General features: G+C 53.5%; 23 protein-coding genes and 1 other annotated feature. Of the genes, 17 read left to right on the top strand and 6 right to left on the bottom strand.

What is annotated here, in order from left to right; all coding sequences use genetic code 11:
* Window positions 1-3 precede the first annotated feature (3 nt).
* The 3 genes from creB to creD all read left to right on the top strand — a co-directional run bounded on the left by creB (window position 4) and on the right by creD (window position 3,535).
* Window positions 4-693: a two-component system response regulator CreB gene (gene creB, locus ABLV17_RS11210; protein WP_087858207.1), complete on the top strand. Its 690-nt coding sequence runs from the start codon at window positions 4-6 to the stop codon at window positions 691-693.
* Entirely contained in the window at window positions 693-2,117 is a 1,425-nt protein-coding gene (gene creC, locus ABLV17_RS11215; RefSeq protein ID WP_213795013.1) for a two-component system sensor histidine kinase CreC, read from the top strand. Before creB ends, creC begins: the two co-directional genes overlap by 1 nt.
* A gap of 62 nt (window positions 2,118-2,179) precedes the next feature.
* Complete coding sequence (gene creD, locus ABLV17_RS11220; RefSeq protein WP_308958251.1) at window positions 2,180-3,535, top strand: cell envelope integrity protein CreD; 1,356 nt, start codon at window positions 2,180-2,182, stop codon at window positions 3,533-3,535.
* Between the two features lie 64 nt (window positions 3,536-3,599).
* Here the strand turns inward: creD and arcA are convergent, their stop codons facing one another.
* A complete protein-coding gene (arcA, locus tag ABLV17_RS11225) occupies window positions 3,600-4,316 on the bottom strand; it encodes a two-component system response regulator ArcA (RefSeq protein ID WP_002887843.1) in 717 nt (238 codons plus the stop codon).
* 95 nt (window positions 4,317-4,411) lie between these two features.
* Between arcA and yjjY the strand changes: the two genes are divergently transcribed.
* The 7 genes from yjjY (at window position 4,412) to ABLV17_RS11260 (ending at window position 11,167) form a co-directional block, all read left to right on the top strand.
* Window positions 4,412-4,552, top strand: coding sequence for a protein YjjY (gene yjjY / locus ABLV17_RS11230; protein WP_001541509.1), 141 nt, complete (start codon window positions 4,412-4,414; stop codon window positions 4,550-4,552).
* Window positions 4,553-4,947: 395 nt separating this feature from the next.
* Window positions 4,948-5,634 carry a tRNA/rRNA methyltransferase gene (locus ABLV17_RS11235; protein ID WP_213317877.1) on the top strand — a complete coding sequence of 229 codons (687 nt, stop codon included), beginning with the start codon at window positions 4,948-4,950 and terminating at the stop codon, window positions 5,632-5,634.
* A 210-nt stretch (window positions 5,635-5,844) separates the two neighbouring features.
* A complete protein-coding gene (thrL, locus tag ABLV17_RS11240; protein WP_004222578.1) occupies window positions 5,845-5,913 on the top strand; it encodes a thr operon leader peptide in 69 nt (22 codons plus the stop codon).
* Window positions 5,852-5,970 (top strand) — a sequence feature (Thr leader region). Its footprint overlaps the gene before it by 62 nt.
* 25 nt (window positions 5,971-5,995) lie before the next feature.
* The gene (thrA, locus tag ABLV17_RS11245; RefSeq protein ID WP_087858203.1) at window positions 5,996-8,458 is read left to right on the top strand and encodes a bifunctional aspartate kinase/homoserine dehydrogenase I; all 2,463 of its coding nucleotides are present in this window, start codon (window positions 5,996-5,998) and stop codon (window positions 8,456-8,458) included.
* 1 nt (window position 8,459) lies between these two features.
* Window positions 8,460-9,389 (top strand): homoserine kinase, encoded by a 930-nt coding sequence (thrB, locus tag ABLV17_RS11250; protein WP_213317879.1) that lies wholly within the window; start codon window positions 8,460-8,462, stop codon window positions 9,387-9,389.
* A gap of 3 nt (window positions 9,390-9,392) precedes the next feature.
* Complete coding sequence (thrC, locus tag ABLV17_RS11255; protein WP_308958252.1) at window positions 9,393-10,673, top strand: threonine synthase; 1,281 nt, start codon at window positions 9,393-9,395, stop codon at window positions 10,671-10,673.
* Window positions 10,674-10,867: 194 nt separating this feature from the next.
* On the top strand, window positions 10,868-11,167 hold the full coding sequence (locus ABLV17_RS11260) for a DUF2502 domain-containing protein (RefSeq protein WP_087858200.1): 300 nt from the start codon (window positions 10,868-10,870) through the stop codon (window positions 11,165-11,167).
* Window positions 11,168-11,206: 39 nt separating this feature from the next.
* On the opposite strand, the gene yaaA is transcribed toward ABLV17_RS11260, so the two are convergent.
* The gene (yaaA, locus tag ABLV17_RS11265; protein WP_087858199.1) at window positions 11,207-11,980 is read right to left on the bottom strand and encodes a peroxide stress protein YaaA; all 774 of its coding nucleotides are present in this window, start codon (window positions 11,978-11,980) and stop codon (window positions 11,207-11,209) included.
* A 77-nt stretch (window positions 11,981-12,057) separates the two neighbouring features.
* Window positions 12,058-13,488 (bottom strand): sodium:alanine symporter family protein, encoded by a 1,431-nt coding sequence (locus tag ABLV17_RS11270; RefSeq protein ID WP_308958253.1) that lies wholly within the window; start codon window positions 13,486-13,488, stop codon window positions 12,058-12,060.
* A 202-nt stretch (window positions 13,489-13,690) separates the two neighbouring features.
* On the opposite strand from ABLV17_RS11270, the gene tal reads away from it, so the two are divergent.
* From tal to ABLV17_RS11285, 3 genes are all read left to right on the top strand, one after another.
* Complete coding sequence (tal, locus tag ABLV17_RS11275; RefSeq protein ID WP_015368356.1) at window positions 13,691-14,644, top strand: transaldolase; 954 nt, start codon at window positions 13,691-13,693, stop codon at window positions 14,642-14,644.
* Between the two features lie 110 nt (window positions 14,645-14,754).
* Complete coding sequence (gene mog, locus ABLV17_RS11280; RefSeq protein WP_047078005.1) at window positions 14,755-15,342, top strand: molybdopterin adenylyltransferase; 588 nt, start codon at window positions 14,755-14,757, stop codon at window positions 15,340-15,342.
* A gap of 113 nt (window positions 15,343-15,455) precedes the next feature.
* Window positions 15,456-16,760 (top strand): MFS transporter, encoded by a 1,305-nt coding sequence (locus tag ABLV17_RS11285; protein WP_308958254.1) that lies wholly within the window; start codon window positions 15,456-15,458, stop codon window positions 16,758-16,760.
* Between the two features lie 40 nt (window positions 16,761-16,800).
* Here the strand turns inward: ABLV17_RS11285 and satP are convergent, their stop codons facing one another.
* A complete protein-coding gene (satP, locus tag ABLV17_RS11290; RefSeq protein ID WP_308958255.1) occupies window positions 16,801-17,367 on the bottom strand; it encodes an acetate uptake transporter in 567 nt (188 codons plus the stop codon).
* Between the two features lie 442 nt (window positions 17,368-17,809).
* Here satP and dnaK point away from each other — a divergent pair, with 442 nt between their 5' ends.
* The 4 genes from dnaK to ABLV17_RS11310 all read left to right on the top strand — a co-directional run bounded on the left by dnaK (window position 17,810) and on the right by ABLV17_RS11310 (window position 22,539).
* The gene (dnaK, locus tag ABLV17_RS11295; protein WP_045395850.1) at window positions 17,810-19,726 is read left to right on the top strand and encodes a molecular chaperone DnaK; all 1,917 of its coding nucleotides are present in this window, start codon (window positions 17,810-17,812) and stop codon (window positions 19,724-19,726) included.
* 87 nt (window positions 19,727-19,813) lie between these two features.
* Entirely contained in the window at window positions 19,814-20,956 is a 1,143-nt protein-coding gene (gene dnaJ / locus ABLV17_RS11300) for a molecular chaperone DnaJ (protein WP_020079653.1), read from the top strand.
* 168 nt (window positions 20,957-21,124) lie between these two features.
* Window positions 21,125-22,069 carry a LysR family transcriptional regulator gene (locus tag ABLV17_RS11305; RefSeq protein ID WP_087858196.1) on the top strand — a complete coding sequence of 315 codons (945 nt, stop codon included), beginning with the start codon at window positions 21,125-21,127 and terminating at the stop codon, window positions 22,067-22,069.
* A 125-nt stretch (window positions 22,070-22,194) separates the two neighbouring features.
* Entirely contained in the window at window positions 22,195-22,539 is a 345-nt protein-coding gene (locus tag ABLV17_RS11310) for a phage holin family protein (protein WP_087858195.1), read from the top strand.
* Between the two features lie 60 nt (window positions 22,540-22,599).
* On the opposite strand, the gene ABLV17_RS11315 is transcribed toward ABLV17_RS11310, so the two are convergent.
* On the bottom strand, window positions 22,600-23,133 hold the full coding sequence (locus tag ABLV17_RS11315) for a glycoside hydrolase family 108 protein (protein WP_087858194.1): 534 nt from the start codon (window positions 23,131-23,133) through the stop codon (window positions 22,600-22,602).
* Between the two features lie 15 nt (window positions 23,134-23,148).
* The gene (locus tag ABLV17_RS11320; RefSeq protein ID WP_087858193.1) at window positions 23,149-23,592 is read right to left on the bottom strand and encodes a transcriptional regulator; all 444 of its coding nucleotides are present in this window, start codon (window positions 23,590-23,592) and stop codon (window positions 23,149-23,151) included.
* Window positions 23,593-23,596: the final 4 nt, after the last annotated feature.

Raw genomic sequence — 23,596 nt, forward strand, 5'->3', positions numbered from 1 at the left:
ACAATGCAACAGCCACGGATTTGGTTAGTTGAGGATGAACGGAGTATCGCCGATACCCTTGTTTACATGCTGCAACAGGAAGGATTTGACGTGACCGTCTTCGAGCGCGGGTTGCCCGCGCTTGATGCGGCGCTGCATCAGAGCCCGGATTTAGCGATCCTCGACGTCGGCTTGCCGGATATTAGCGGCTTTGAACTATGCCGACGACTGCTGGCGCGCCATCCGGCATTGCCGTTACTGTTTCTGACCGCACGCAGCGAAGAGGTTGATAAGCTGCTGGGTCTGGAAATTGGCGCTGACGACTACATCGCCAAACCGTTTTCGCCGCGCGAAGTCTGCGCGCGGGTGCGAACCGTGCTGCGTCGGCTGCAGAAATTTTCTACTCCTTCACCGGTGGTGCGCGTTGGCGAGTTTGTGTTGGATGAGCTGGCGATGGCAATTAGCTGGTGTGGCCAACCGCTGAACCTGACGCGTTACGAATTCCTGCTGTTGAAAACCCTAATCAACGCCCCCGGCCGCGTGTTCTCCCGCCAGCAGTTGATGGAGCGAGTGTGGAGCGATGCTTACGAGAGTATCGATCGCACCGTCGATACTCATATCAAGACCCTGCGCGCCAAGCTACGGGCGGTGAACCCCGATATTAACCCGATTAATACGCATCGCGGTCTGGGCTATAGCCTGGGAGGCTGTTGATGCGTATCGGGATGCGCCTGCTGCTGGGGTATTTCTTGATTGTCGCCATTGCCGCGTGGTTTGTGCTCTCTATCTTCGTACAGGAAGTCAAACCGGGCGTACGTCGGGCAACGGAAGGCACGCTTAACGATACCGCAACGCTACTGGCGGCTCTGGCCCGTGAGGATCTGCTTTCGGTAAATCCACAGCAGGGGAGACTGGCGCAGGCCTTTCAGTCGCTTAATCAGCAGCCCATCAACGCCAACATCAGCGGCATCAGGAAAATGCGCAATGAGTATCGCGTCTATCTGACGGATGCGCAGGGGAAAGTGGTGTTCGATTCCAGCGGGCAGGCGGTGGGCCAGGATTATTCACGCTGGAATGACGTCTGGCTAACCCTGCGAGGCCAGTACGGCGCCCGTAGCTCGCGCAGCGACCCCGAGGATGATAATAGCTCAGTCATGTACATTGCCGCGCCGGTGATGGATAACGGCCGTATCATCGGCGTGGTGAGCGTCGGTAAACCTAATCTGGCGATGACGCCGGTGATTAAACGCAGCGAACGGCGGATCCTGTGGGCCGGTGGCGCGCTGCTGGGGATTGCTTTACTGATTGGCGGCGGGATTGTCTGGTGGATTAACTTCTCCATTGGCAAACTGGTACGTTACGCCGATTCGGTGACTGCCGATCGTCCGCTACCTCTGCCGAACGTCGGCAGTAGCGAGTTAAGCAAGCTGGCGCAGGCACTGGAGAGCATGCGCGTGAAGCTAGAAGGTAAAAACGCGATCGAAAACTATGTCTACGATCTCACCCATGAACTCAAAAGCCCGCTGGCGGCAATTCGCGGCGCGGCGGAGATCCTGCGCGAGGGGCCGCCGCCTGAGATCGCTGCGCGTTTCACCGCAAATATTCTTGCGCAGAATACGCGCATGCAGCTGTTGGTGGAAAAGTTGCTGCTGCAGGCGCGGCTGGAGAATCGGCTGGAGATAACGCCGCAGTTGGTTTCGGTTGATGCGCTTTTCCAACGTCTGGCGGAAGACCGGGACATTGCGCTGGCGGCGAAAGCCATCACCTTGCGCTGGCAGAAGAGCGGAGTAACGGTGAATGGCGATGGCGAACTACTGGCGCAGGCGCTGGGCAATCTTATCGACAATGCGATTGACTTTACCCCTCATGGCGGTGAAATCGCTCTGGCGGTGGAGATGTGCCACGAAGAAGCGCTGCTAAGCGTGACGGACAACGGTCGCGGTATTCCTGACTTTGCGCTGACGCGCGTCTTTGAACGCTTTTACTCGCTGCCGCGGGAAGACGGCCATAAGAGCAGCGGTCTGGGACTGGCGTTTGTTCGTGAGGTGGCGCGCCTGCATCAGGGCGATATCAGCCTGCGTAATCGCCCTGAAGGCGGCGTTGTCGCGACGCTACAACTTCACCGTCCCTTCACATAGCTTCAAATACACTGCACATAGCCACCCTACAGTGAACCCATCACCATTGGGAGAAGAAGGCTATGATGAAATCACCGTTATTCTGGAAAATTAGTACGCTGTTGGGCTGTATTTTGCTGTTGTCCGTACCGCTGATGATGGTCAGAGTGCTTATCGCCGAGCGCGCGGACTATCGCAGCGATGTAGTGGATGCGATAGAGCGCAGTACCAGCGGTTCACAAAAGCTGACCGGGCCGCTGGTTGCCATCCCGGTGACCGAGACGCTGACCCGCATGGAGAATCAAAAAGAGGTCGAATATCAGCGTAGTTGGATCTACTACTGGCTACCGGAATCGCTGGCGGTCAACGGCGTGCAAAATGTGGAGTCGAGAAAAGTCGGCATATACAGTGGGCAGGTCTGGCATAACGCTCTGCAAATTCAGGCGCAGTTCGATCCCGCGCGGCTTAAGGAACTGAAAAAGGTGAATACCGCTTTAGGGAAACCTTTTTTAGTGCTTAGCGTGAGCGATGCCCGCGGCATAGGCGTCATCAACGCGCCGGTAATTGCTGGTACGACACTGACCGTTGAACCAGGGGTGGGGTTGAACGGCGGCGGTATGGGCATTCATATGCCGATGCCCGCGTTAACCGCAGACAATAAACCGCTGAATATTGCATTTTCCCTCGGCCTTAACGGTACCGGCGACTTCTCCGTTGTACCGCTGGGACGTAACAGCGAGCTGCAGTTAACCAGTAACTGGCCGCATCCTGGCTTCCTTGGCAACTTCCTGCCTACGAAACGCGAAGTGAGCGCTTCGGGTTATATCGCCCACTGGCAAAGCAGTTGGTTTGCCAACAATATGGGCAACTATTTCACCGATGACACCGATATTGAGTGGTCGCGTTTACCCGCCTTTAGCGTGGAGGTGATGTCGCAGGCCGATCAATATCAGCTGACTGACCGGGCGACCAAATATGCCATCCTGCTAATCGCATTGACTTTTATGGCCTTTTTCGTCTTCGAAAGCCTGACGCATCGTCGTCTGCATCCGATGCAGTATCTGCTGATAGGGTTATCGCTGGTGATGTTCTACCTCGTGTTGCTGGCGCTTTCTGAGCATATTGGCTTTACCCAAGCCTGGACAGTTGCCAGCTTGATTGGCGCGGTGATTAACGGTGTTTATTTACAGGCGGTATTGAAAGGGTGGCGTAATAGCCTGCTGTTCGTAATGGCGTTACTGCTGCTGGATGGCGTGATGTGGCTGTTACTGCGCTCAGAAGATAGCGCGCTGCTGCTTGGCTCCGGGGTGTTACTGCTGGCGTTGTGCGCGCTAATGTTCCTGACTCGCCGCGTGGACTGGTACGCCTTATCACTACCGCAGAGCAAGCCGGAAAAGCCGCAAAGCAAGGATGACGACACGTTTCGTATCTGGAAGTAAAATAGCTATAAAAAAACGGCGCCAGAAGGCGCCGTTTTGCATTATGACAGCAGGAAAAGCGAAATTATTCCTGCAGATCGCCACAGAAACGGTAACCTTCACCGTGAATTGTAGCGATGATTTCCGGGGTATCCGGCGTGGATTCGAAATGCTTACGAATGCGACGAATGGTCACGTCCACGGTACGGTCATGCGGCTTCAGCTCGCGACCGGTCATTTTCTTCAGCAGCTCTGCGCGTGACTGGATTTTGCCCGGGTTTTCGCAGAAGTGCAGCATCGCGCGGAATTCACTGCGCGGCAGCTTGTACTGCTCGCCGTTTGGGCTCACCAGCGAACGGCTGTTGATATCCAGTTCCCAACCGTTGAACTTGTAGCTCTCAACGCTGCGACGCTCTTCGCTCACGGTACCGAGGTTCATGGTACGGGAGAGCAGGTTGCGCGCGCGGATAGTCAGTTCACGCGGGTTAAACGGTTTAGTGATATAGTCATCGGCGCCGATTTCGAGGCCAAGAATTTTATCAACTTCGTTGTCGCGGCCGGTAAGGAACATCAGCGCGACGTCAGCCTGTTCACGCAGTTCACGCGCGAGCAGAAGACCATTTTTACCTGGCAGGTTGATATCCATGATCACCAGGTTGATATCATTTTCAGACAGGATCTGATGCATTTCCGCGCCATCGGTCGCTTCGAATACATCATAACCTTCTGCTTCGAAAATACTTTTTAACGTGTTGCGTGTTACCAACTCGTCTTCAACGATAAGAATGTGCGGGGTCTGCATGTTTGCTACCTAAATTGCCAACTAAATCGAAACAGGAAGTACCAAAGTCCCTGACCTGCCTGGTACATGCCACAAATTAACATGTCCGGCGTAACATGACTAAAGTACGTAATTGCGTTCTTGATGCACTTTCCATCAACGTCAACAACATCATTAGCTTGGTCGTGGGTACTTTCCCTCTGGACCCGACGGTGTCAAAAACGGCTGTCATCCTAACCATTTTAACAGCAACATAACAGGCTAAGAGAGGCCGAACACCCAATAAAACTACGCTTCGTTGACATATATCAAGTTCAATTGTAGCACGTTAACAGTCTTGTGAAATCATTGCATCGATTTGCGAATTATCGTCACATTTCTTACACAGCTCAATTAGTTGCAGCTATGAATTAATAAATGCAATGAATCCAAAGTCTGTGGACGAATGAAAACTGAAATATCATTGCCAAACATATGGATAAATGCGTTCTGTTAACATACTCCGTATTGGTGTCCAATGTGAACAGTTTAGTTTTTTTTAAGAGTAATAAAGCCCATTTTTAGTGATTTTTGTTGCAAATTTGTAAATTTTCGCCGCGTAAAATGAGGGCGACCGCAGATTAGCGCCGCGTAAGAGGATAAGAGAAGCACAATGCGTTTATCGATTATTTTGGTGGCCCCCGCGAGGGCGGAAAACGTCGGCGCGGCGGCGCGGGCGATGAAAACCATGGGATTCAGCGAATTGCGGATTGTCGATAGCGAGGCGCATCTGCAGCCCGCCGCGCGCTGGGTGGCGCATGGTTCGGGAGATATTTTAGATAATATAAAAACCTACCCGACGCTTGAGCAGGCTTTGCACGATGTCGACTTTACCATCGCTACCACCGCCCGTAACCGCGCGCGTTTTCACTACTACGCCACGCCGCAGGAGTTACTGCCGCTGCTGGAAGAAAAAGCACAATGGATGAAGCATACGGCGCTGGTCTTTGGCCGTGAGGATTCCGGATTAACTAACGATGAACTGGCGCTGGCCGATGTGCTTACCGGCGTGCCGATGGTTGCCGATTATCCCTCCCTGAATCTTGGGCAATCGGTGATGGTGTATTGCTATCAACTGAGCTCACTACAGCAGCAGAGTGCTGTTCAGGCGCCTGAAACCGACGAAAAACAATTGCAGGCGCTACGCCAGCGGACGCTTTCGCTACTTGGACGGTTGGGGGTGGAGGACGACATCAAACTGGCCGACTGGCTACAGCAGCGTATTGGCCTCTTACAGCAGCGCGACACCGCCATGTTGCATCGATTGCTGCATGATATTGAAAAAAATCTACCTGAATAAAATCCTGCGATAAGTTTTTTTTATAGTTGAATATACTAATTTCAACGGCAACCGTCCGGCAATGCGGCGGAATTATCGGGGCGTTGTGGCGTAATGACGGTGTTGGCTAAAAAGTCGCCATTTTAGAAATTCGTTGACTTAAGCAGGCAGATACTTTAACCAATATAGACAGGACACAAGACAGATAAAAATACAGAGTACACAACATCCATGAATCGCATCGGCATGATTACCACCATTATCACCACCACCATTACCACAGGTAACGGTGCGGGCTGACGCGTACAGGAAACAACAGAAAAAAGCCCGCACCTGAACAGTGCGGGCTTTTTTTTTGACAAGAGATCAAGGGGTAAGAACCATGCGAGTGTTGAAGTTCGGCGGTACATCAGTGGCAAATGCAGAACGTTTTCTGCGGGTTGCCGATATCCTGGAGAGCAATGCCAGGCAGGGGCAGGTTGCGACCGTGCTGTCTGCCCCGGCGAAAATCACCAACCATCTGGTCGCGATGATTGAAAAAACCATCAGCGGTCAGGACGCTCTGACCAATATCGCCGACGCCGAACGTATCTTTGCCGACCTGCTGCAGGGGCTGGCCGACATTCAGCCTGGCTTTCCGCTCGCACAACTGAAAACTTTCGTAGACCAGGAATTCGCGCAGATTAAACACGTGCTGCACGGTATCAGTCTGTTGGGCCAGTGCCCGGACGGCGTTAACGCCTCGCTGATCTGCCGCGGTGAAAAGCTCTCTATCGCTATCATGGCGGCGCTGCTGGAAGCGCGCGGTCACAAGGTCAGCGTGATTAATCCGGTCGAAAAACTGCTGGCCGTCGGCCACTACCTTGAATCCACTGTCGATATTGCTGAATCCACTCGCCGTATCGCCGCCAGCCAAATCCCGGCAGACCACATGGTGCTGATGGCCGGCTTTACCGCCGGCAACGAAAAGGGTGAACTGGTGGTGCTGGGGCGTAATGGCTCTGATTACTCCGCTGCCGTGCTGGCCGCCTGTATGCGCGCCGACTGCTGCGAAATCTGGACCGACGTCGATGGCGTCTATACCTGCGACCCGCGTCAGGTACCGGATGCGCGGCTGCTGAAATCCATGTCGTATCAGGAAGCGATGGAACTCTCCTATTTCGGCGCTAAGGTGCTGCATCCGCGCACTATCGCCCCTATCGCCCAGTTCCAGATCCCATGCCTGATTAAAAATACCGGTAATCCACAGGCGCCGGGGACGCTCATCGGCGCCAGCCTTGATGAAGACGGCCTGCCGGTAAAAGGGATCTCGAACCTCAACAATATGGCTATGTTCAACGTTTCCGGTCCGGGAATGAAAGGCATGGTCGGCATGGCTGCGCGCGTTTTCGCCACCATGTCTCGCGCCGGTATCTCTGTGGTGTTGATTACCCAATCTTCATCGGAATACAGCATCAGCTTCTGCGTGCCGCAAAGTGATTGCGCGCGGGCGAAGCGGGTGATGGAAGAAGAATTCTATCTCGAATTGAAAGAAGGACTGCTGGAGCCGCTGTCAATCATGGAGCGCCTGGCAATCATTTCCGTCGTGGGAGATGGGATGCGCACGCTGCGCGGCATCTCGGCGAAATTTTTCGCCGCGCTGGCGCGCGCCAATATTAATATCGTGGCGATTGCCCAGGGGTCTTCCGAGCGTTCAATCTCGGTGGTCGTCAGCAATGATGACGCGACCACTGGCGTGCGCGTCACGCATCAAATGCTGTTTAACACCGACCAGGTCATTGAAGTCTTCGTGATCGGCGTCGGCGGCGTGGGCGGCGCGTTAATCGAGCAGATTAAACGCCAGCAGAGCTGGTTAAAGGGCAAGCATATCGATTTGCGCGTATGCGGCGTCGCCAATTCGCAGGCGCTGCTGACCAACGTCCATGGCTTGAATCTGGAAAACTGGCGTAGCGAACTCGCGGAAGCGAAAGAGCCCTTTAATCTGGGCCGTTTAATCCGCCTGGTGAAAGAGTATCACCTGCTGAACCCGGTTATCGTCGATTGTACCTCCAGCCAGGCGGTGGCCGATCAGTACGCTGACTTCCTGCGTGAAGGTTTCCATGTGGTGACGCCGAATAAAAAGGCCAATACCTCTTCGCTGGATTACTACCACCAGTTACGCCACGCCGCCAGCAGCTCACGACGTAAGTTTCTCTATGACACCAACGTTGGCGCGGGTCTGCCGGTCATTGAAAACCTGCAGAACCTGCTGAATGCCGGAGATGAACTGCTGCACTTCTCCGGTATCCTGTCTGGTTCGCTTTCATTCATTTTTGGTAAGCTGGATGAGGGTATGAGCCTCTCCGAAGCCACTAAACTGGCGCGCGAGATGGGCTATACCGAACCGGATCCGCGCGACGATCTTTCCGGCGTGGATGTGGCGCGCAAGCTGCTGATCCTTGCCCGCGAAACCGGGCGCGAGCTGGAGCTCTCGGATATTATCGTTGAGCCTGCGCTGCCTGCCGACTTCGACGCCAGCGGCGATGTCGAAAGCTTTATGGCGCGCCTGCCGACGCTTGACGATCAATTCGCCTCGCGGGTTGCTAAAGCGCGCGACGAGGGTAAAGTCTTACGTTACGTCGGCAATATTGAAGAAGATGGCGTCTGCCGGGTGAAAATCGCTGAAGTGGACGGTAACGATCCGCTGTATAAGGTGAAAAACGGCGAGAACGCGCTGGCGTTTTACAGCCACTATTATCAGCCGCTGCCGCTGGTGCTGCGCGGCTATGGCGCGGGTAACGACGTCACCGCGGCTGGCGTGTTCGCCGACCTGTTGCGTACCCTGTCATGGAAGTTAGGAGTTTAAGATGGTCAAAGTATACGCCCCGGCTTCCAGTGCCAATATGAGCGTCGGGTTTGATGTGCTGGGAGCCGCGGTGACGCCGGTCGACGGCACGTTGCTGGGGGATAACGTCTCGGTAGAGGCGGCGGCAGAGTTCAGCCTGCGTAACGTAGGCCGCTTCGCCGGCAAATTACCCTCGGCGCCGCAGGAAAATATCGTTTATCAATGCTGGGAAACCTTTTGCCGCGAGATCGGTAAAACGGTTCCGGTGGCGATGACCCTGGAAAAAAATATGCCGATTGGCTCGGGTCTTGGCTCCAGCGCCTGTTCGGTGGTCGCCGCGCTGGTGGCGATGAACGAACACTGCGGTAAGCCGCTGAATGAAAATCGGATGCTGGCGCTGATGGGCGAGATGGAAGGGCGCATTTCCGGCAGCGTTCACTATGATAACGTGGCGCCATGCTATCTTGGCGGTATGCAACTGATGATTGAAGAGCAAGGCATCATCAGCCAGCAGATCCCGGGCTTTGATGAATGGTTGTGGGTGCTGGCCTATCCGGGCATTAAGGTCTCTACCGCCGAAGCGCGCGCGATTCTTCCGGCGCAGTATCGCCGTCAGGATTGCATCGCCCACGGTCGCCATCTGGCAGGGTTTATTCACGCCTGCTATAGCCGTCAGCCGCAGCTGGCGGCAAAGTTAATGAAAGATGTTATTGCTGAACCGTACCGTACCAAACTGCTGCCGGGCTTCAGCGAAGCGCGTCAGGCGGCGATGGAAATCGGCGCGCAGGCTTGCGGTATTTCCGGCTCCGGCCCGACGCTGTTCGCGTTGTGCGATAAACCGGACACCGCGCAGCGCGTCGCCGACTGGCTGGCCGCGCATTATCTGCAAAATCAGGAAGGCTTCGTTCATATTTGCCGGCTGGACACGGCGGGCGCTCGAGTAGTGGGATAAGTGATGAAACTGTATAACTTAAAAGATCATAACGAACAGGTCAGCTTTGCGCAGGCCGTGACGCAAGGGCTTGGCAAACAACAGGGGCTGTTCTTTCCGCACGATCTGCCGGAATTCAACCTGACCGAAATCGACGAAATGCTGCATCAAGATTTCGTAACCCGCAGCGCGAAAATCCTGTCGGCCTTTATTGGTGACGAGATCCCGCAGAATGAACTGCAATCCCGCGTTGCCGCGGCGTTCGCCTTCCCGGCGCCGGTCACTCAAGTACAGGATGATATCGGCTGTCTGGAGCTGTTCCATGGCCCTACGCTGGCGTTTAAAGACTTTGGCGGCCGTTTTATGGCTCAGATGCTGACGCATATTGCGGGCGATAAGCCGGTGACGATTCTGACCGCTACCTCCGGCGACACCGGCGCTGCCGTGGCGCACGCCTTCTACGGTCTGCCAAACGTCAAAGTGGTGATTCTCTACCCGCGCGGTAAGATCAGCCCGCTGCAGGAGAAGCTGTTCTGTACCCTGGGCGGCAACATCGAAACCGTGGCGATTGACGGCGATTTCGACGCCTGTCAGGCGCTGGTTAAGCAGGCGTTTGATGATGAAGAGCTGAAGGTCGCGCTCGGTCTCAACTCCGCCAACTCTATTAACATCAGCCGCTTGTTGGCGCAGATCTGCTACTACTTCGAGGCGGTCGCGCAGCTGCCGCAGGAAGCCCGTAATCAGCTGGTGGTGTCGGTGCCAAGCGGCAACTTCGGCGATCTTACCGCCGGCCTGCTGGCGAAATCGCTGGGGCTGCCGATTAAGCGTTTTATTGCCGCTACCAACGCCAATGACACCGTGCCGCGCTTCCTGCAGGATGGCAACTGGGCGCCGAAGGCGACGCAGGCGACCCTGTCTAACGCGATGGACGTCAGCCAACCGAACAACTGGCCGCGCGTGGAAGAGCTGTTCCGCCGCAAAATCTGGCGTCTTAATGAGCTGGGATACGCCGCGGTTGATGATGAAACCACCAAAGCAACCATGCGTGAACTGAAGTCCATCGGCTACACCTCTGAACCGCATGCGGCAATTGCTTATCGCGCGCTGCGCGACCAGCTGCAGCCGGGCGAGTACGGGTTGTTCCTTGGTACCGCGCATCCGGCTAAATTCAAAGAGAGCGTAGAAGAGATTCTGCAGGAGACGCTGCCGTTGCCGAAAGAACTGGCCGACCGCGCCGACCTGCCGCTGCTGTCGCATAATCTACCGGCCGATTTCGCCGCGCTGCGTAAGCTGATGATGGGCTAGTATTGCTATTCTACCGTTCGTTGAACCGGGCTCCGCGCCCGGTTTTTTTACGCCCGAAAATGGAGAAATTGTGTATAACCGACCAATAAATGCGGAAGGGAATAAATTCGGATTGCGGAGAATTAACAGGATAGTTTTGCGGGGTTAATATTTCGTTATCGACCCATAATGGGGGCGAATAGAAGAGGTTACTTATGACGATGCTGAAACCTGTTTTGCTGGCGCTTTCTCTGCTGCTGGTCGCTCCTGCGTTGGTTCATGCAGATGAAATTACCCTGATCCCGGCGGTGAAGCTGCAAATCGGCGACCGGGATGATTATGGCCGCTACTGGGACGGCGATCGCTGGCGCGATCATGGCTGGTGGGCGAGCCATTATGACTGGCGCGACGATCGCTGGCGCCCGCATGATGATTATCGCCGCCACGATCGTGATGACGATGACGATCAAGGCCATCATGGTCATGGCCACGAGCGGCATCACCACGACGACTGATCGTTCTTGCCCCCGGCGCCAGGCTGGGGGCATTCAGGCTTACTGCTCGTGGCGTTTAAACACCAGTTCACCTTTCTCCGATGCCTGCGCATCAAAGAAATAGCCTTCGCTATCAAACTTCTGCAGCTGTTCCGGACGGGTTAAACGATTTTCTATGATGTAGCGGCTCATCAGGCCGCGCGCTTTTTTGGCATAGAAGCTGATCACCTTGAATTTGCCGTTTTTCTCATCGAGGAATACCGGCTTAATCAACTGTCCCTGCAATTTCTTCGGTTTTACCGATTTAAAATACTCATCGGATGCCAGATTGATAACGATATCGTCGCCCTGCGCCTGCAGCGCCTGATTGATCTTATCGGTAATGACATCGCCCCAGAAATGATACAAATCCTTGCCCTGCGAATTTTCCAGCTTAATGCCCATCTCCAGACGGTAGGGCTGCATCAGATCCAGCGGGCGCAATACGCCGTAAAGTCCGGAAAGCATACGCAGATGCTGCTGGGCGAAATCGAAATCCGCTTCGCTAAAGGTTTCGGCCTGCAGGCCGGTATAAACGTCGCCTTTGAACGCCAGTATCGCCTGACGGGCATTCTGCGGGGTAAAGTCCGGATGCCAGTCGTGAAAACGGGTGGCATTGAGGTCGGCCAGCTTATCGCTGATGCTCATCAGCTTACCAATTTGCGGCGCCGTCAGCTGACGGGCGATACCGATAAGCTGTTGAGAATACTCCAGGAGTTCGGGCTGGGTATAGCGAGTCGTTGCCAGCGGGCTTTGATAATCGAGCGTTTTTGCAGGTGAAATCAGTATCAGCATATCCAGTCCTTGCAGGGAATTTCGACGAATTTTAACAAAAAAAGCGCATGGTGGGATCGATTGCTGCGATTACCGCGCTATTCGCGCGGTATCTCATCCCAGGCGCCGGGCGCCAGATGTTGCTGAATTTCCGGATAGCGAGCGGGGTCGAAGACCGGCTGCACGCCGAGTTTACGCTGGCGCAGATAATCGCTGGCGAGGATGCGTACCGTTGGCGAAAGCAGCAAAATCGCCGTTAAGTTAGTGATGGCCATTAACGCCATAATAATATCCGCCAGCTGCCAGACCACCGGCAAACTCACCAGGGTGCCTGCCATCACCATTAATACGGTGATAACCCGGAGCGTCCAGATATGCAGCGGCTTATTGAGCCGCAGGAAGATCAGATTATTTTCGGCATAAATATAATTGGCGACAATCGAACTGAAAGCGAAAAGCAGCAGCACCGTGGCGACCAGACCCGGCCCCCAGCTACCAATGAGATCGCCCATCGCGTGCTGCATGGTTTGAATACCGCTGACCACATTATCGCGGTTTTCGCGCGGCGCCAGCAGGATAATTACCGCGCTGGCCGTACAGATAACAATGGTATCTATAAAGACGCCAATCATCTGTACGATGCCCTGCGCCGCCGGATGCGGAGGCCATGAGGCCGCGGCTGCGGCGGCGTTTGGCGTTGAACCCATCCCCGCTTCGTTGGAAAACATCCCGCGCTGAAACCCGCCGGTAAGCGCCTGGCTAATGGTATAGCCCACCGCGCCCGCCGCCGCTTCCTGCCAGCCGAAAGCGCAGCGGAAGATGGTTTCAAAAACCGCCGGCAGGGCAGCGAAGTGCCAGAGGCCAATCAACAGGCTGGTGCCGACCCACAGCAGGGCCATCAGCGGGACAAACCACTGCATCAATCGCGCCACGCCGCGTAAACCGCGGACGATAATCAACAGCGTCGCGGCTGCCAGCGCGGCGCCGACGGCGACCATCGGTAAATCGAAAGCATAGGCCATGGCGTGCGCCACCGAGTTAGCCTGCACGGTATTGAAGATAACCCCATAGGCCAGCAGCAGCAGGATCGAGAAGACCACGCCCATCCAGCGCATCTCAAGTCCGCGGGCCATATACCACGCCGGGCCGCCGCGGAACTGGCCTGCGCTATCGCGCTCTTTGTACAGCTGGGCAAGCGAGCATTCGGCGAAGCTACTGGCCATTCCGAGTAGTGCGGAGACCCACATCCAGAACACGGCGCCGGGGCCGCCAGCGGCAATCGCTAACGCCACGCCCGCCAGGTTACCGCTGCCGACGCGAGCCGCCAGGCTGGTGCACAGCGCCTGAAAAGACGTTAATCCGCCGGGCTGCGGACGAAGGCTTTTTTTAAGACTTTTGCCAAACTGGCGAATATAACGGAACTGAATAAACTCCGTTCGCCAGGTAAACCAAATACCGGCGCCCAGTAACAGATAAATCATTACCGAGCCCCAGAGTATTTCATTGATAAACGAGAGAAAATCAGGCATTAAACGTCCTCTTGTCCATGCCGGCGCGCGGTGTAAGCGCTACCACTCCGGTGACAATCCTTTAGCATTCAGATAATTAATATGTCGAGTTTATCACACTCTGCGCTCTTGCATTGTCGGCGGTTGCGCTGACCCTATGGCGTGTTATCATCTTGGCAGACCGGTTACATCCCCTTAACTGCTGTTTAAGAGAAACACTATCATGACGGATAAATTGACTTCTCTGCGTCAGTACACCACTGTCGTAGCTGACACCGGAGATATCGCGGCAATGAAGCTGTATCAGCCTCAGGATGCCACCACCAACCCTTCTTTGATCCTCGGCGCGGCTCAGATCCCTGAGTACCGTAAGCTGATTGACGACGCTGTTGCCTGGGCTCGCGGCCAGAGCAGCGATCGCGCGCAGCAGATTATCGATGCTTCGGACAAACTGGCGGTGAACATCGGTCTCGAAATCCTTAAACTGATCCCGGGCCGTATTTCTACCGAAGTTGATGCCCGTCTGTCCTACGACACCGACGCCTCTATCGCGAAAGCGAAACGCCTGATCAAACTGTATAACGATGCCGGTATCGGCAACGATCGTATCCTGATCAAACTGGCTTCGACCTGGCAGGGCATTCGCGCCGCTGAGCAGCTGGAAAAAGAAGGCATCAACTGTAACCTGACCCTGCTGTTCTCCTTCGCTCAGGCTCGCGCTTGCGCTGAAGCGGGCGTCTTCCTGATTTCTCCGTTCGTTGGTCGTATCCTCGACTGGTACAAAGCGAACACGGATAAGAAAGAGTACGCGCCGGCAGAAGATCCGGGCGTGGTTTCCGTTAGCGAAATCTACGAGTACTACAAGCAGCACGGTTATGAAACCGTCGTGATGGGCGCAAGCTTCCGTAACGTTGGCGAAATCCTTGAGCTGGCCGGTTGCGACCGTCTGACCATCGCCCCTGCGCTGCTGAAAGAGCTGGCGGAAAGCGAAGGCGCTGTCGAACGTAAACTGGCGTTCAGCGGCGAAGTGAAAGCGCGTCCGGAACGCATTACTGAATCCCAGTTCCTGTGGCAGCACAACCAGGATCCGATGGCGGTAGACAAACTGGCGGAAGGTATCCGTAAGTTTGCCATCGACCAGGAAAAACTGGAAAAAATGATCGGCGACCTGCTGTAATCATCCCAGCGTGACCGGGCTACCGGTCACGCTACTTCTTTTGAATCCTGTCTGTAATTCTCTCCAGCGTGTATCATTCCGCTTAATTGCACTATTTGAACGGAATGAATATGAATAAATTACGCATCGGCTTAGTTTCTATTTCTGACCGCGCCTCCAGCGGCGTTTACCAGGACAAAGGTATTCCTGCGTTGGAAGAGTGGCTGTCGCGTGCGCTGACAACGCCCTTTGAACTACAGACACGCCTGATCCCTGATGAACAGCCCATCATTGAACAAACGCTGTGCGAGCTGGTTGACGAGATGGGCTGTCATCTGGTGTTAACCACCGGCGGCACCGGCCCGGCGCGCCGTGATGTGACTCCGGACGCAACTTTAGCGATTGCCGATCGCGTCATGCCCGGTTTCGGCGAGCAAATGCGTCAGGTTAGCCTACACTTTGTGCCGACGGCTATCCTATCCCGGCAGGTTGGCGTCATCCGCAAGCAGGCGCTGATCCTCAACCTGCCTGGCCAACCGAAAGCGATTCAGGAGACTCTTGAAGGAGTTAAAGACGCGGAAGGTAAGGTGCTGGTGCATGGTGTTTTTGCAAGTGTACCTTATTGTGTACAGTTGCTTGAGGGGCCGTATGTGGAGACGGAAGCCAGCGTTGTAGCAGCTTTTCGCCCGAAAAGCGCACGACGTGAAACTTTATCCTGAATTTAATGCATTGCTGATATAACCTGCATTGCCGGTGGTGTGCTGTTTTATTTACGGTATAGTGTTTTTTACTTTACACATTGCGTAATATTACTGCGGACGAAGCGCCAGTTATGTCACAACACACCCGAGCACTGAATCGACAGGATTATAAAACTCTGACGCTGGCCGCCCTCGGCGGGGCGCTGGAGTTTTATGACTTCATTATCTTTGTCTTCTTCGCCGCCGTCGTCGGCGAACTGTTCTTCCCCGCCGATATTCCGGAATGGCTACGTCAGGTACAGACCTTCGGTATTTTCGCCGCGGGTTATCTGGCGCGTCCTCTTGGCGGCATTATCATGGCCCATTTTGGCGACCTGGTCGGCCGCAAGAAAATGTTTACGCTTAGCATTCTGCTCATGGCGCTGCCGACGCTGGCGATCGGTCTGCTGCCGACTTATGCCTCGATGGGCATCGTTGCGCCGCTGCTATTACTGCTCATGCGTATTTTACAAGGGGCGGCGATTGGCGGCGAAGTGCCGGGCGCCTGGGTCTTTGTAGCCGAACATGTCCCGGAAAAACGCATCGGTATCGCCTGCGGCACCCTGACCGCGGGGTTGACCGTTGGGATCCTGTTAGGTTCGGTGGTGGCGACGCTTATCAACACCAGCATGACGCCGCAGGGTATCCACGACGGCGGCTGGCGTATTCCTTTCCTGCTGGGCGGCGTTTTTGGCCTGGTGGCGATGTACCTGCGTCGTTGGCTACAGGAGACGCCGATATTTCTTGAGATGCAACAGCGCAAAGCGCTGGCGCAGGAGTTGCCGGTGAAGGCGGTGGCGCTTAAGCACCAGAAGGCCGTCATCGTTTCGATGTTGCTCACCTGGCTGCTTTCCGCCGGCGTGGTGGTAGTGATCCTGATGTCGCCGGTCTGGCTGCAAAAACATTATGGCTTTGCGCCGGCGATTACCCTGCAGGCCAATAGCATCGCCACGATTATGCTGTGTATCGGCTGTTTACTCGCCGGTCTGGCGGCAGACCGATTCGGCGCCAGCCGCACTTTTATTGTCGGTAGTCTGCTGTTGGCGGCCGCCAGTTGGGCCTTTTACCACCTTTCCGGCGCCAGCCCGCAGCGGCTGTTCCTGCTGTATGGCACGGTTGGATTGTGCGTCGGCGTGGTGGGGGCGGTACCTTACGTAATGGTGCGCGCCTTCCCGGCGGAAGTGCGTTTCACCGGCATCTCGTTTTCCTACAATCTGTCATACGCCATTTTCGGCGGCCTGACGCCGATTGCCGTCACCATGTTGATGGGGGTCTCGCCGATGGCGCCGGCCTGGTACGTACTGGCGCTGTCTCTGATGGGGCTGGGTTTAGGTATCTGGCTGCGTCAGGGGTTGGCGACGCAGGCGGTTTTACCGCAAGGAGAACTGCAGCGTTAAATTTAACGCCGCCGCCCGGTTTGCGGGCGGCGGCAGGCCTTTAGCGTGGTTCGCCAATCGGCAGAACGGTGCGCCCGAACTGCTCGTTCAACACTTCGCCCATCGCCAGGTAAATAGCGCTCGCGCCGCATACCAGGCCAATCCAGCCGGCAATTTTAACAATGGCTTCGTTATCGACCAGGTGGCCAATCGCCAGCAGCGCGAACAGCACCGTCAGGCTCAGGAAGACGAACTGCAGCATGCGCGCGGCTTTCAGCGTGCCGAAGAACATGAACAACGTAAAGATACCCCACAGGCCAAGATACATGCCCAGGAAATGCGGGTTCGGCGCATCAGCCAGACCCATTTTCGGCATCAGGAGGATCGCGACCAACGTCAGCCAGAAGGAGCCGTAGGACGTAAAAGCGGTTAAACCAAAGGTGTTGCCTTTTTTATACTCGAGCAGGCCGGCAAAAATTTGCGCAATGCCGCCGTAAAAAATGCCCATCGCCAGGATAGCTACATCGAATGCGAAAAGGCCGCTATTCGCCAGGTTAAGCAGAATAGTGGTCATGCCAAAGCCCATAAGGCCCAGCGGTGCCGGATTAGCCAACTTAGTGTTGCCCATAATTCCTCAAAATAATGATTAGAAAGGGAAGCATTACCCCGCCACTTGCGGTGGGGCGCGGCATAATAATGAGGCGCGTGGTTACTGTCTATGATCTGGCGGGGTATTTTTCAGCAATTTACCTTACGCCGCGATAATCGCGAACTCTTCGCCGAACATGTGCGATATCCGATGAATATGTTCTTATTTACTATTTATGTTTTGTATGAGTTATGGCGACTATTTTGCCCGGCTGGCGTGTTGTTTACTCTCGCGTCTGTGTTTTGCCATAAAAATTTTTTTTGGCTTGCCCCTTGATGAAAACCAGGGCGACCCCATCTTGTAGTCAACCGCAGTGAAGAACCTGAAAAAAAATGATGTCAGGGCAGTTGAAACCGCACGTTTCGCCCTTATTACAGGTTCACAACCACATGTTGATCGAATTTTTAGTGGAGACGTTTAGATGGGTAAAATTATTGGTATCGACCTGGGTACTACCAACTCTTGTGTAGCGATTATGGATGGCACTACCGCTCGCGTGCTGGAGAACGCCGAAGGCGATCGCACCACGCCTTCTATTATTGCCTATACCCAGGATGGTGAAACTCTGGTTGGTCAGCCGGCTAAACGTCAGGCAGTGACAAACCCGCAAAACACCCTGTTTGCGATTAAACGCCTGATTGGTCGCCGCTTCCAGGATGAAGAAGTTCAGCGTGACGTTTCCATCATGCCGTACAAAATCGTTGCCGCAGATAATGGCGACGCCTGGCTTGATGTGAAAGGCACCAAAACCGCGCCGCCGCAGATTTCTGCTGAAGTGCTGAAAAAAATGAAGAAAACCGCCGAAGATTATCTGGGTGAGCCGGTAACTGAAGCTGTTATCACCGTACCTGCGTACTTCAACGATGCTCAGCGTCAGGCAACCAAAGATGCCGGTCGTATCGCGGGTCTGGAAGTCAAACGTATCATCAACGAACCGACTGCCGCTGCGCTGGCTTACGGTCTGGATAAAGAAGTCGGCAACCGCACTATCGCGGTATACGACCTCGGTGGTGGTACCTTCGATATCTCTATTATCGAAATCGACGAAGTTGACGGCGAAAAAACCTTCGAAGTTCTGGCAACCAACGGTGATACCCACCTGGGTGGTGAAGACTTCGATACTCGTCTGATCAACTACCTCGTTGACGAGTTTAAGAAAGAGCAGGGTATTGACCTGCGCAACGACCCGCTGGCGATGCAGCGTCTGAAAGAAGCCGCAGAAAAAGCGAAAATTGAGCTGTCTTCCGCTCAGCAGACCGACGTTAACCTGCCGTATATCACCGCAGACGCGACCGGTCCGAAACACATGAACATTAAAGTGACTCGCGCGAAACTGGAAAGCCTGGTTGAAGATCTGGTTAACCGTTCCATCGAGCCGCTGAAAGTTGCCCTGCAGGATGCCGGTCTGTCCGTTTCCGATATCAACGACGTGATCCTCGTTGGTGGTCAGACTCGTATGCCGATGGTGCAGAAGAAAGTTGCTGAGTTCTTTGGTAAAGAACCGCGTAAAGACGTTAACCCGGATGAAGCTGTGGCTATCGGCGCAGCGGTTCAGGGTGGTGTACTGACTGGTGAAGTTAAAGACGTTCTGCTGCTGGACGTTACCCCGCTGTCGCTGGGTATCGAAACCATGGGCGGCGTGATGACCGCGCTTATCAGCAAAAACACCACGATCCCGACCAAGCACAGCCAGGTGTTCTCTACTGCGGAAGACAACCAGTCCGCGGTAACCATCCATGTGCTGCAGGGTGAGCGTAAACGCGCTTCTGATAACAAATCTCTGGGTCAGTTCAACCTGGATGGTATTAACCCAGCGCCGCGCGGTATGCCGCAGATCGAAGTAACCTTCGATATCGATGCTGACGGTATCCTGCACGTTTCCGCGAAAGATAAAAACAGCGGTAAAGAGCAGAAGATCACCATCAAGGCTTCTTCCGGTCTGAATGAAGAAGAAATTCAGAAAATGGTTCGCGAAGCGGAAGCTAACGCTGAATCTGACCGTAAGTTCGAAGAGCTGGTTCAGACCCGTAACCAGGGCGACCATCTGCTGCACAGCACTCGTAAGCAGGTTGAAGAAGCAGGCGACAAACTGCCGGCTGATGACAAAACTGCAATCGAGTCTGCGCTGACCGCACTGGAAGCTTCCCTGAAAGGTGAAGACAAAGCGGACATCGAAGCGAAGATGCAGGCGCTGGCCCAGGCTTCCCAGAAGCTGATGGAAATCGCTCAGCAGCAGCACGCTCAGCAGCAGGCTGGCGGCGCTGACGCTCAAGAGAACAGCGCGAAGGACGACGATGTTGTCGACGCTGAGTTCGAAGAAGTGAAAGACAAAAAATAATCGCCCTTTGAACGGGTAAAATACTGGCACGGGCGAAGAGGTTTCCTCTCCGCCCGTGCACGCATGTTAAGGGGCTGAAAAACACCAATGGCAAAGCAAGATTATTACGAGATTTTGGGCGTTTCCAAAACAGCGGAAGAGCGTGAAATCAAAAAGGCGTATAAGCGCCTGGCCATGAAGTATCACCCGGACCGTAACCAGGGTGACAAAGAGGCCGAAGCCAAATTTAAAGAAATCAAAGAAGCGTATGAAGTCCTGACTGATGCCCAGAAACGTGCAGCCTACGATCAGTACGGCCACGCCGCGTTTGAACAAGGCGGCATGGGCGGCGGCGGTTTCGGCGGCGGCTTCGGCGGCGGCGCGGATTTCAGCGATATCTTTGGCGACGTGTTCGGCGATATCTTCGGCGGCGGTCGTGGCCGTCAACGCGCGGCGCGCGGCGCAGATTTACGTTACAACATGGAATTAACGCTGGAAGAAGCGGTCCGTGGCGTCACTAAAGAAATCCGCATCCCGACGCTGGAAGAGTGCGATGTTTGCCACGGCAGCGGCGCCAAATCCGGTACTCAGCCGCAGACCTGTCCGACCTGTCATGGTTCCGGTCAGGTTCAGATGCGCCAGGGATTCTTTGCCGTTCAGCAAACCTGTCCGCACTGTCAGGGGCGCGGTACGCTTATCAAAGATCCATGCAACAAGTGTCACGGTCACGGTCGCGTTGAAAAAACCAAAACACTGTCGGTGAAAATCCCGGCTGGCGTCGATACCGGCGATCGCATTCGTCTGGCTGGCGAAGGTGAAGCCGGCGAGCATGGCGCTCCGGCGGGCGATCTGTACGTTCAGGTTCAGGTCAAACAGCACGCGATCTTCGAGCGTGAAGGGAATAATCTGTACTGCGAAGTACCGATCAACTTCACCATGGCTGCGCTTGGCGGCGAGATTGAAGTACCGACGCTGGATGGCCGCGTTAACCTGAAAGTGCCTGGCGAAACGCAAACCGGCAAACTGTTCCGCATGCGCGGCAAGGGCGTGAAGTCCGTACGCGGCGGCGCTCAGGGCGATCTGCTGTGTCGCGTGGTGGTGGAAACGCCGGTGGGTCTTAACGATAAGCAGAAGCAATTGTTGAAAGAGCTGCAGGAAACTTTCGGTGGTCCGACGGGTGAGAAAAACAGCCCGCGTTCCAAAAGCTTCTTCGATGGCGTAAAAAAATTCTTCGATGATTTAACGCGTTAATTGCGTTAAATTACGTTATTAGCACAAGCCTGAACATCCTGTTCAGGCTTTTTTCTGCCCTAGCCTCAGCCTTGAATAGAGACGCTATACTTTGTTTAGCATGTCCGGGTTTGATTTATTTTGAGTATTATCTATATTGCTTTTTTCGATAAAAGAGGCTGACAGTGGATGGGATCGAAAGGTGCCAATAAGGGCTTTGATTATAATTTAATCAAGGTTCTTGACGCTGTCATTTCGGCAGGTAATGCCGCGAAGGCGGCGAAAAAATTGGCCATTACTCCTGCCGCGGTCTCTCTGGCATTAAGACGACTACAAAACTTCTATCATCAGGAGCTGTTTGTCAGAAGTAAAGATGGTTTACTGCCAACAGCGAAAGCACTCGAGATCCACCATAGTTTTCGTCAGGCCATGTTGCTTGTCGATAATACCTTTCTGACAGAAAACAAGGATGATGATACCCGGATTACGATCCTTGGTAGCGACTTCATCGAAAGTTATTACCTTTCCCAACTGTACGGCAGCGCGCTTTTTGAACAGGGCGTGATCAATCATTTTTCATCCCGCAATATTAGCCGCGATAAAGCTAAAGAGCTTCTACTGACGGCACAATGCGATTTATCGATTGGTTCTGAGCCGTTGGTTGAACCTGGGCTCGATAATCAAATGATTGATAGCTTCAGAAATTTCGTCTGTATTTGTGCCAAGGGTCATTTGTTCAGCGAACTGTCGCAGCTTTCTTTACATCAGTTCTACTCTTCCCGCCATGCCATGTATCAACCCGGCATTTCTTCTCCTTCCATCATCACTGATAACGGATTATTTAAAGATGATGTTTATTATGACGGTTCACGTACCATGGGCTATTGCAGCGATTCTATCACCGGACTGGTTGGCATGGTAGAAAGAACCGCGTTGATTGCATTATTGCCTTTAAAGCTGGCGCTATTTTATAAAAATCAGCGTAAATACGATATAAATTTTATCCAACCACCACCTGAATTGATGTTTAAGTCCGTGCAGGTTTATGCTTCATGGAACAAAAATAGTAGAAATATATCAGCGATAAATGAAACAGTTTCCATGTTACATACGCTGTCATCATTCAGACGGTAAGTTCCATCATCTTACCGTCATTAATATGATGTGGTTAGTCTTGATATTCTTTGATTACCTTTCCCCAGTTACGCCACTTACACTCCTGATGAATCTTTTTTTACTTTAGTTATGCAGGAGCGATTATGTCTATACCTAATCATTTAGAAACAACGGAAGTTGTATTACTGGAAGTAGAGATACTTCTGACCATTATTTCTATCGGCGCCTGGGGGGGGTTCGTCAGTTTCCTTCTCCGTAAAAATAAGGAAGACAGTGGCGAAGCGCATCAGGGAATTATGAACTGCCTGACCCAGGTAGTGATATCTTGTTTTACCAGTTTTCTCCTTAGCGCTATCGCTATCGAAAAAGGATTTAGCTTTAATATGGTGCTGTTAGCCGCAGGATTAGGCGGTGTTTTTGCCGGTCCAATTTTAAAAATACTGGGTGAGAAAGTAAAAAATACGCTTGGTGGTACTAAGCTCAAGTAGTATTACTACGTAATAAAAGGCTCATCCTTGAGTCTTTTATTACAGATTAGTGCGCCTCAACTATGTCACCCGGTTTTTAAGCCAGCCGTAAATGAACTCTTCATTTTGTCGATGATTCTCGCTGATCTCCAGGTAATAAGCCCCCTGGCTGCAGTTTAGCGCTTTGACTAACACCTGTTCTCCTTCTTTACCTCGTCGCGTTAAATAGCAATTCAGCGCATTCAGGGTTCGCGGGCCAATGTTGCCATCTGTTTTTATATCCGGGTAGTATTGCTGCTCGCGATTCATCACGTTAAGCCAGCGCTGTAGCCACATACAGGGGTGGTGAGGACCAATATTCACTGCCGCGTCGCACAGCTCAAATGCTACTGACCAGGAGAGTTGCGATACCTGCTCAAAGCCGGGTTTGATCCAGTAATCGGTCTCCAGAATCGCATAGGCCTCGTTGTGAGAAAGTTCGCTCATCTTTCCCTGGTAACCGTGCGCTCGCGCCGTTGCTTCTGTGATGCCCCAGTTAGTCTCGCCGCCTTTATCCTTAGGATTGGCGCTATAGCCGCCTTCCAGTCCGAGGATTCCATCAATAATTGGATTCATTTTATTCTCCCTGAATTAATGAATATGCATGTACATCATTGTACCTAGCGTGACGGAAAAGACGGTGGTTAGCGCCGCCAGCGTTTTACGGAAAAACTGCTTTCTGACTTTTGGTTTCCTGGGTTCGACTTTTTCAATGGTAATGTCTTTGTTGACCTGCAGCCCCTGGCGCGGGATGGTAATGAAAAGATCGTTTATACCGAGTGCTTTGAGATCTCGTCTGATTAAATACAGTATCTGCGTTAGATTGGCATCATTCACAAAATGACTTCTGCTACCCCATAACTCATTGGTGATTTTCTGCCGTTCGATAATCTCCAGATGAGCGTTTTCAATAATGAAACTAAGACATTTAGAACGCATTGCCGTCATTCGAATAACTTGCGAATTTGAGCTCGTTCTTAGTTCATATTTCTGTTCGTTGTAGATGCAGTTGTTATTGATGAGATAAGTTTTCATAACG

It is taken from the genome of Klebsiella sp. CN_Kp091 (genome assembly GCF_040065095.1).
Taxonomy (GTDB): Bacteria; Pseudomonadota; Gammaproteobacteria; order Enterobacterales; family Enterobacteriaceae; genus Klebsiella; species Klebsiella aerogenes.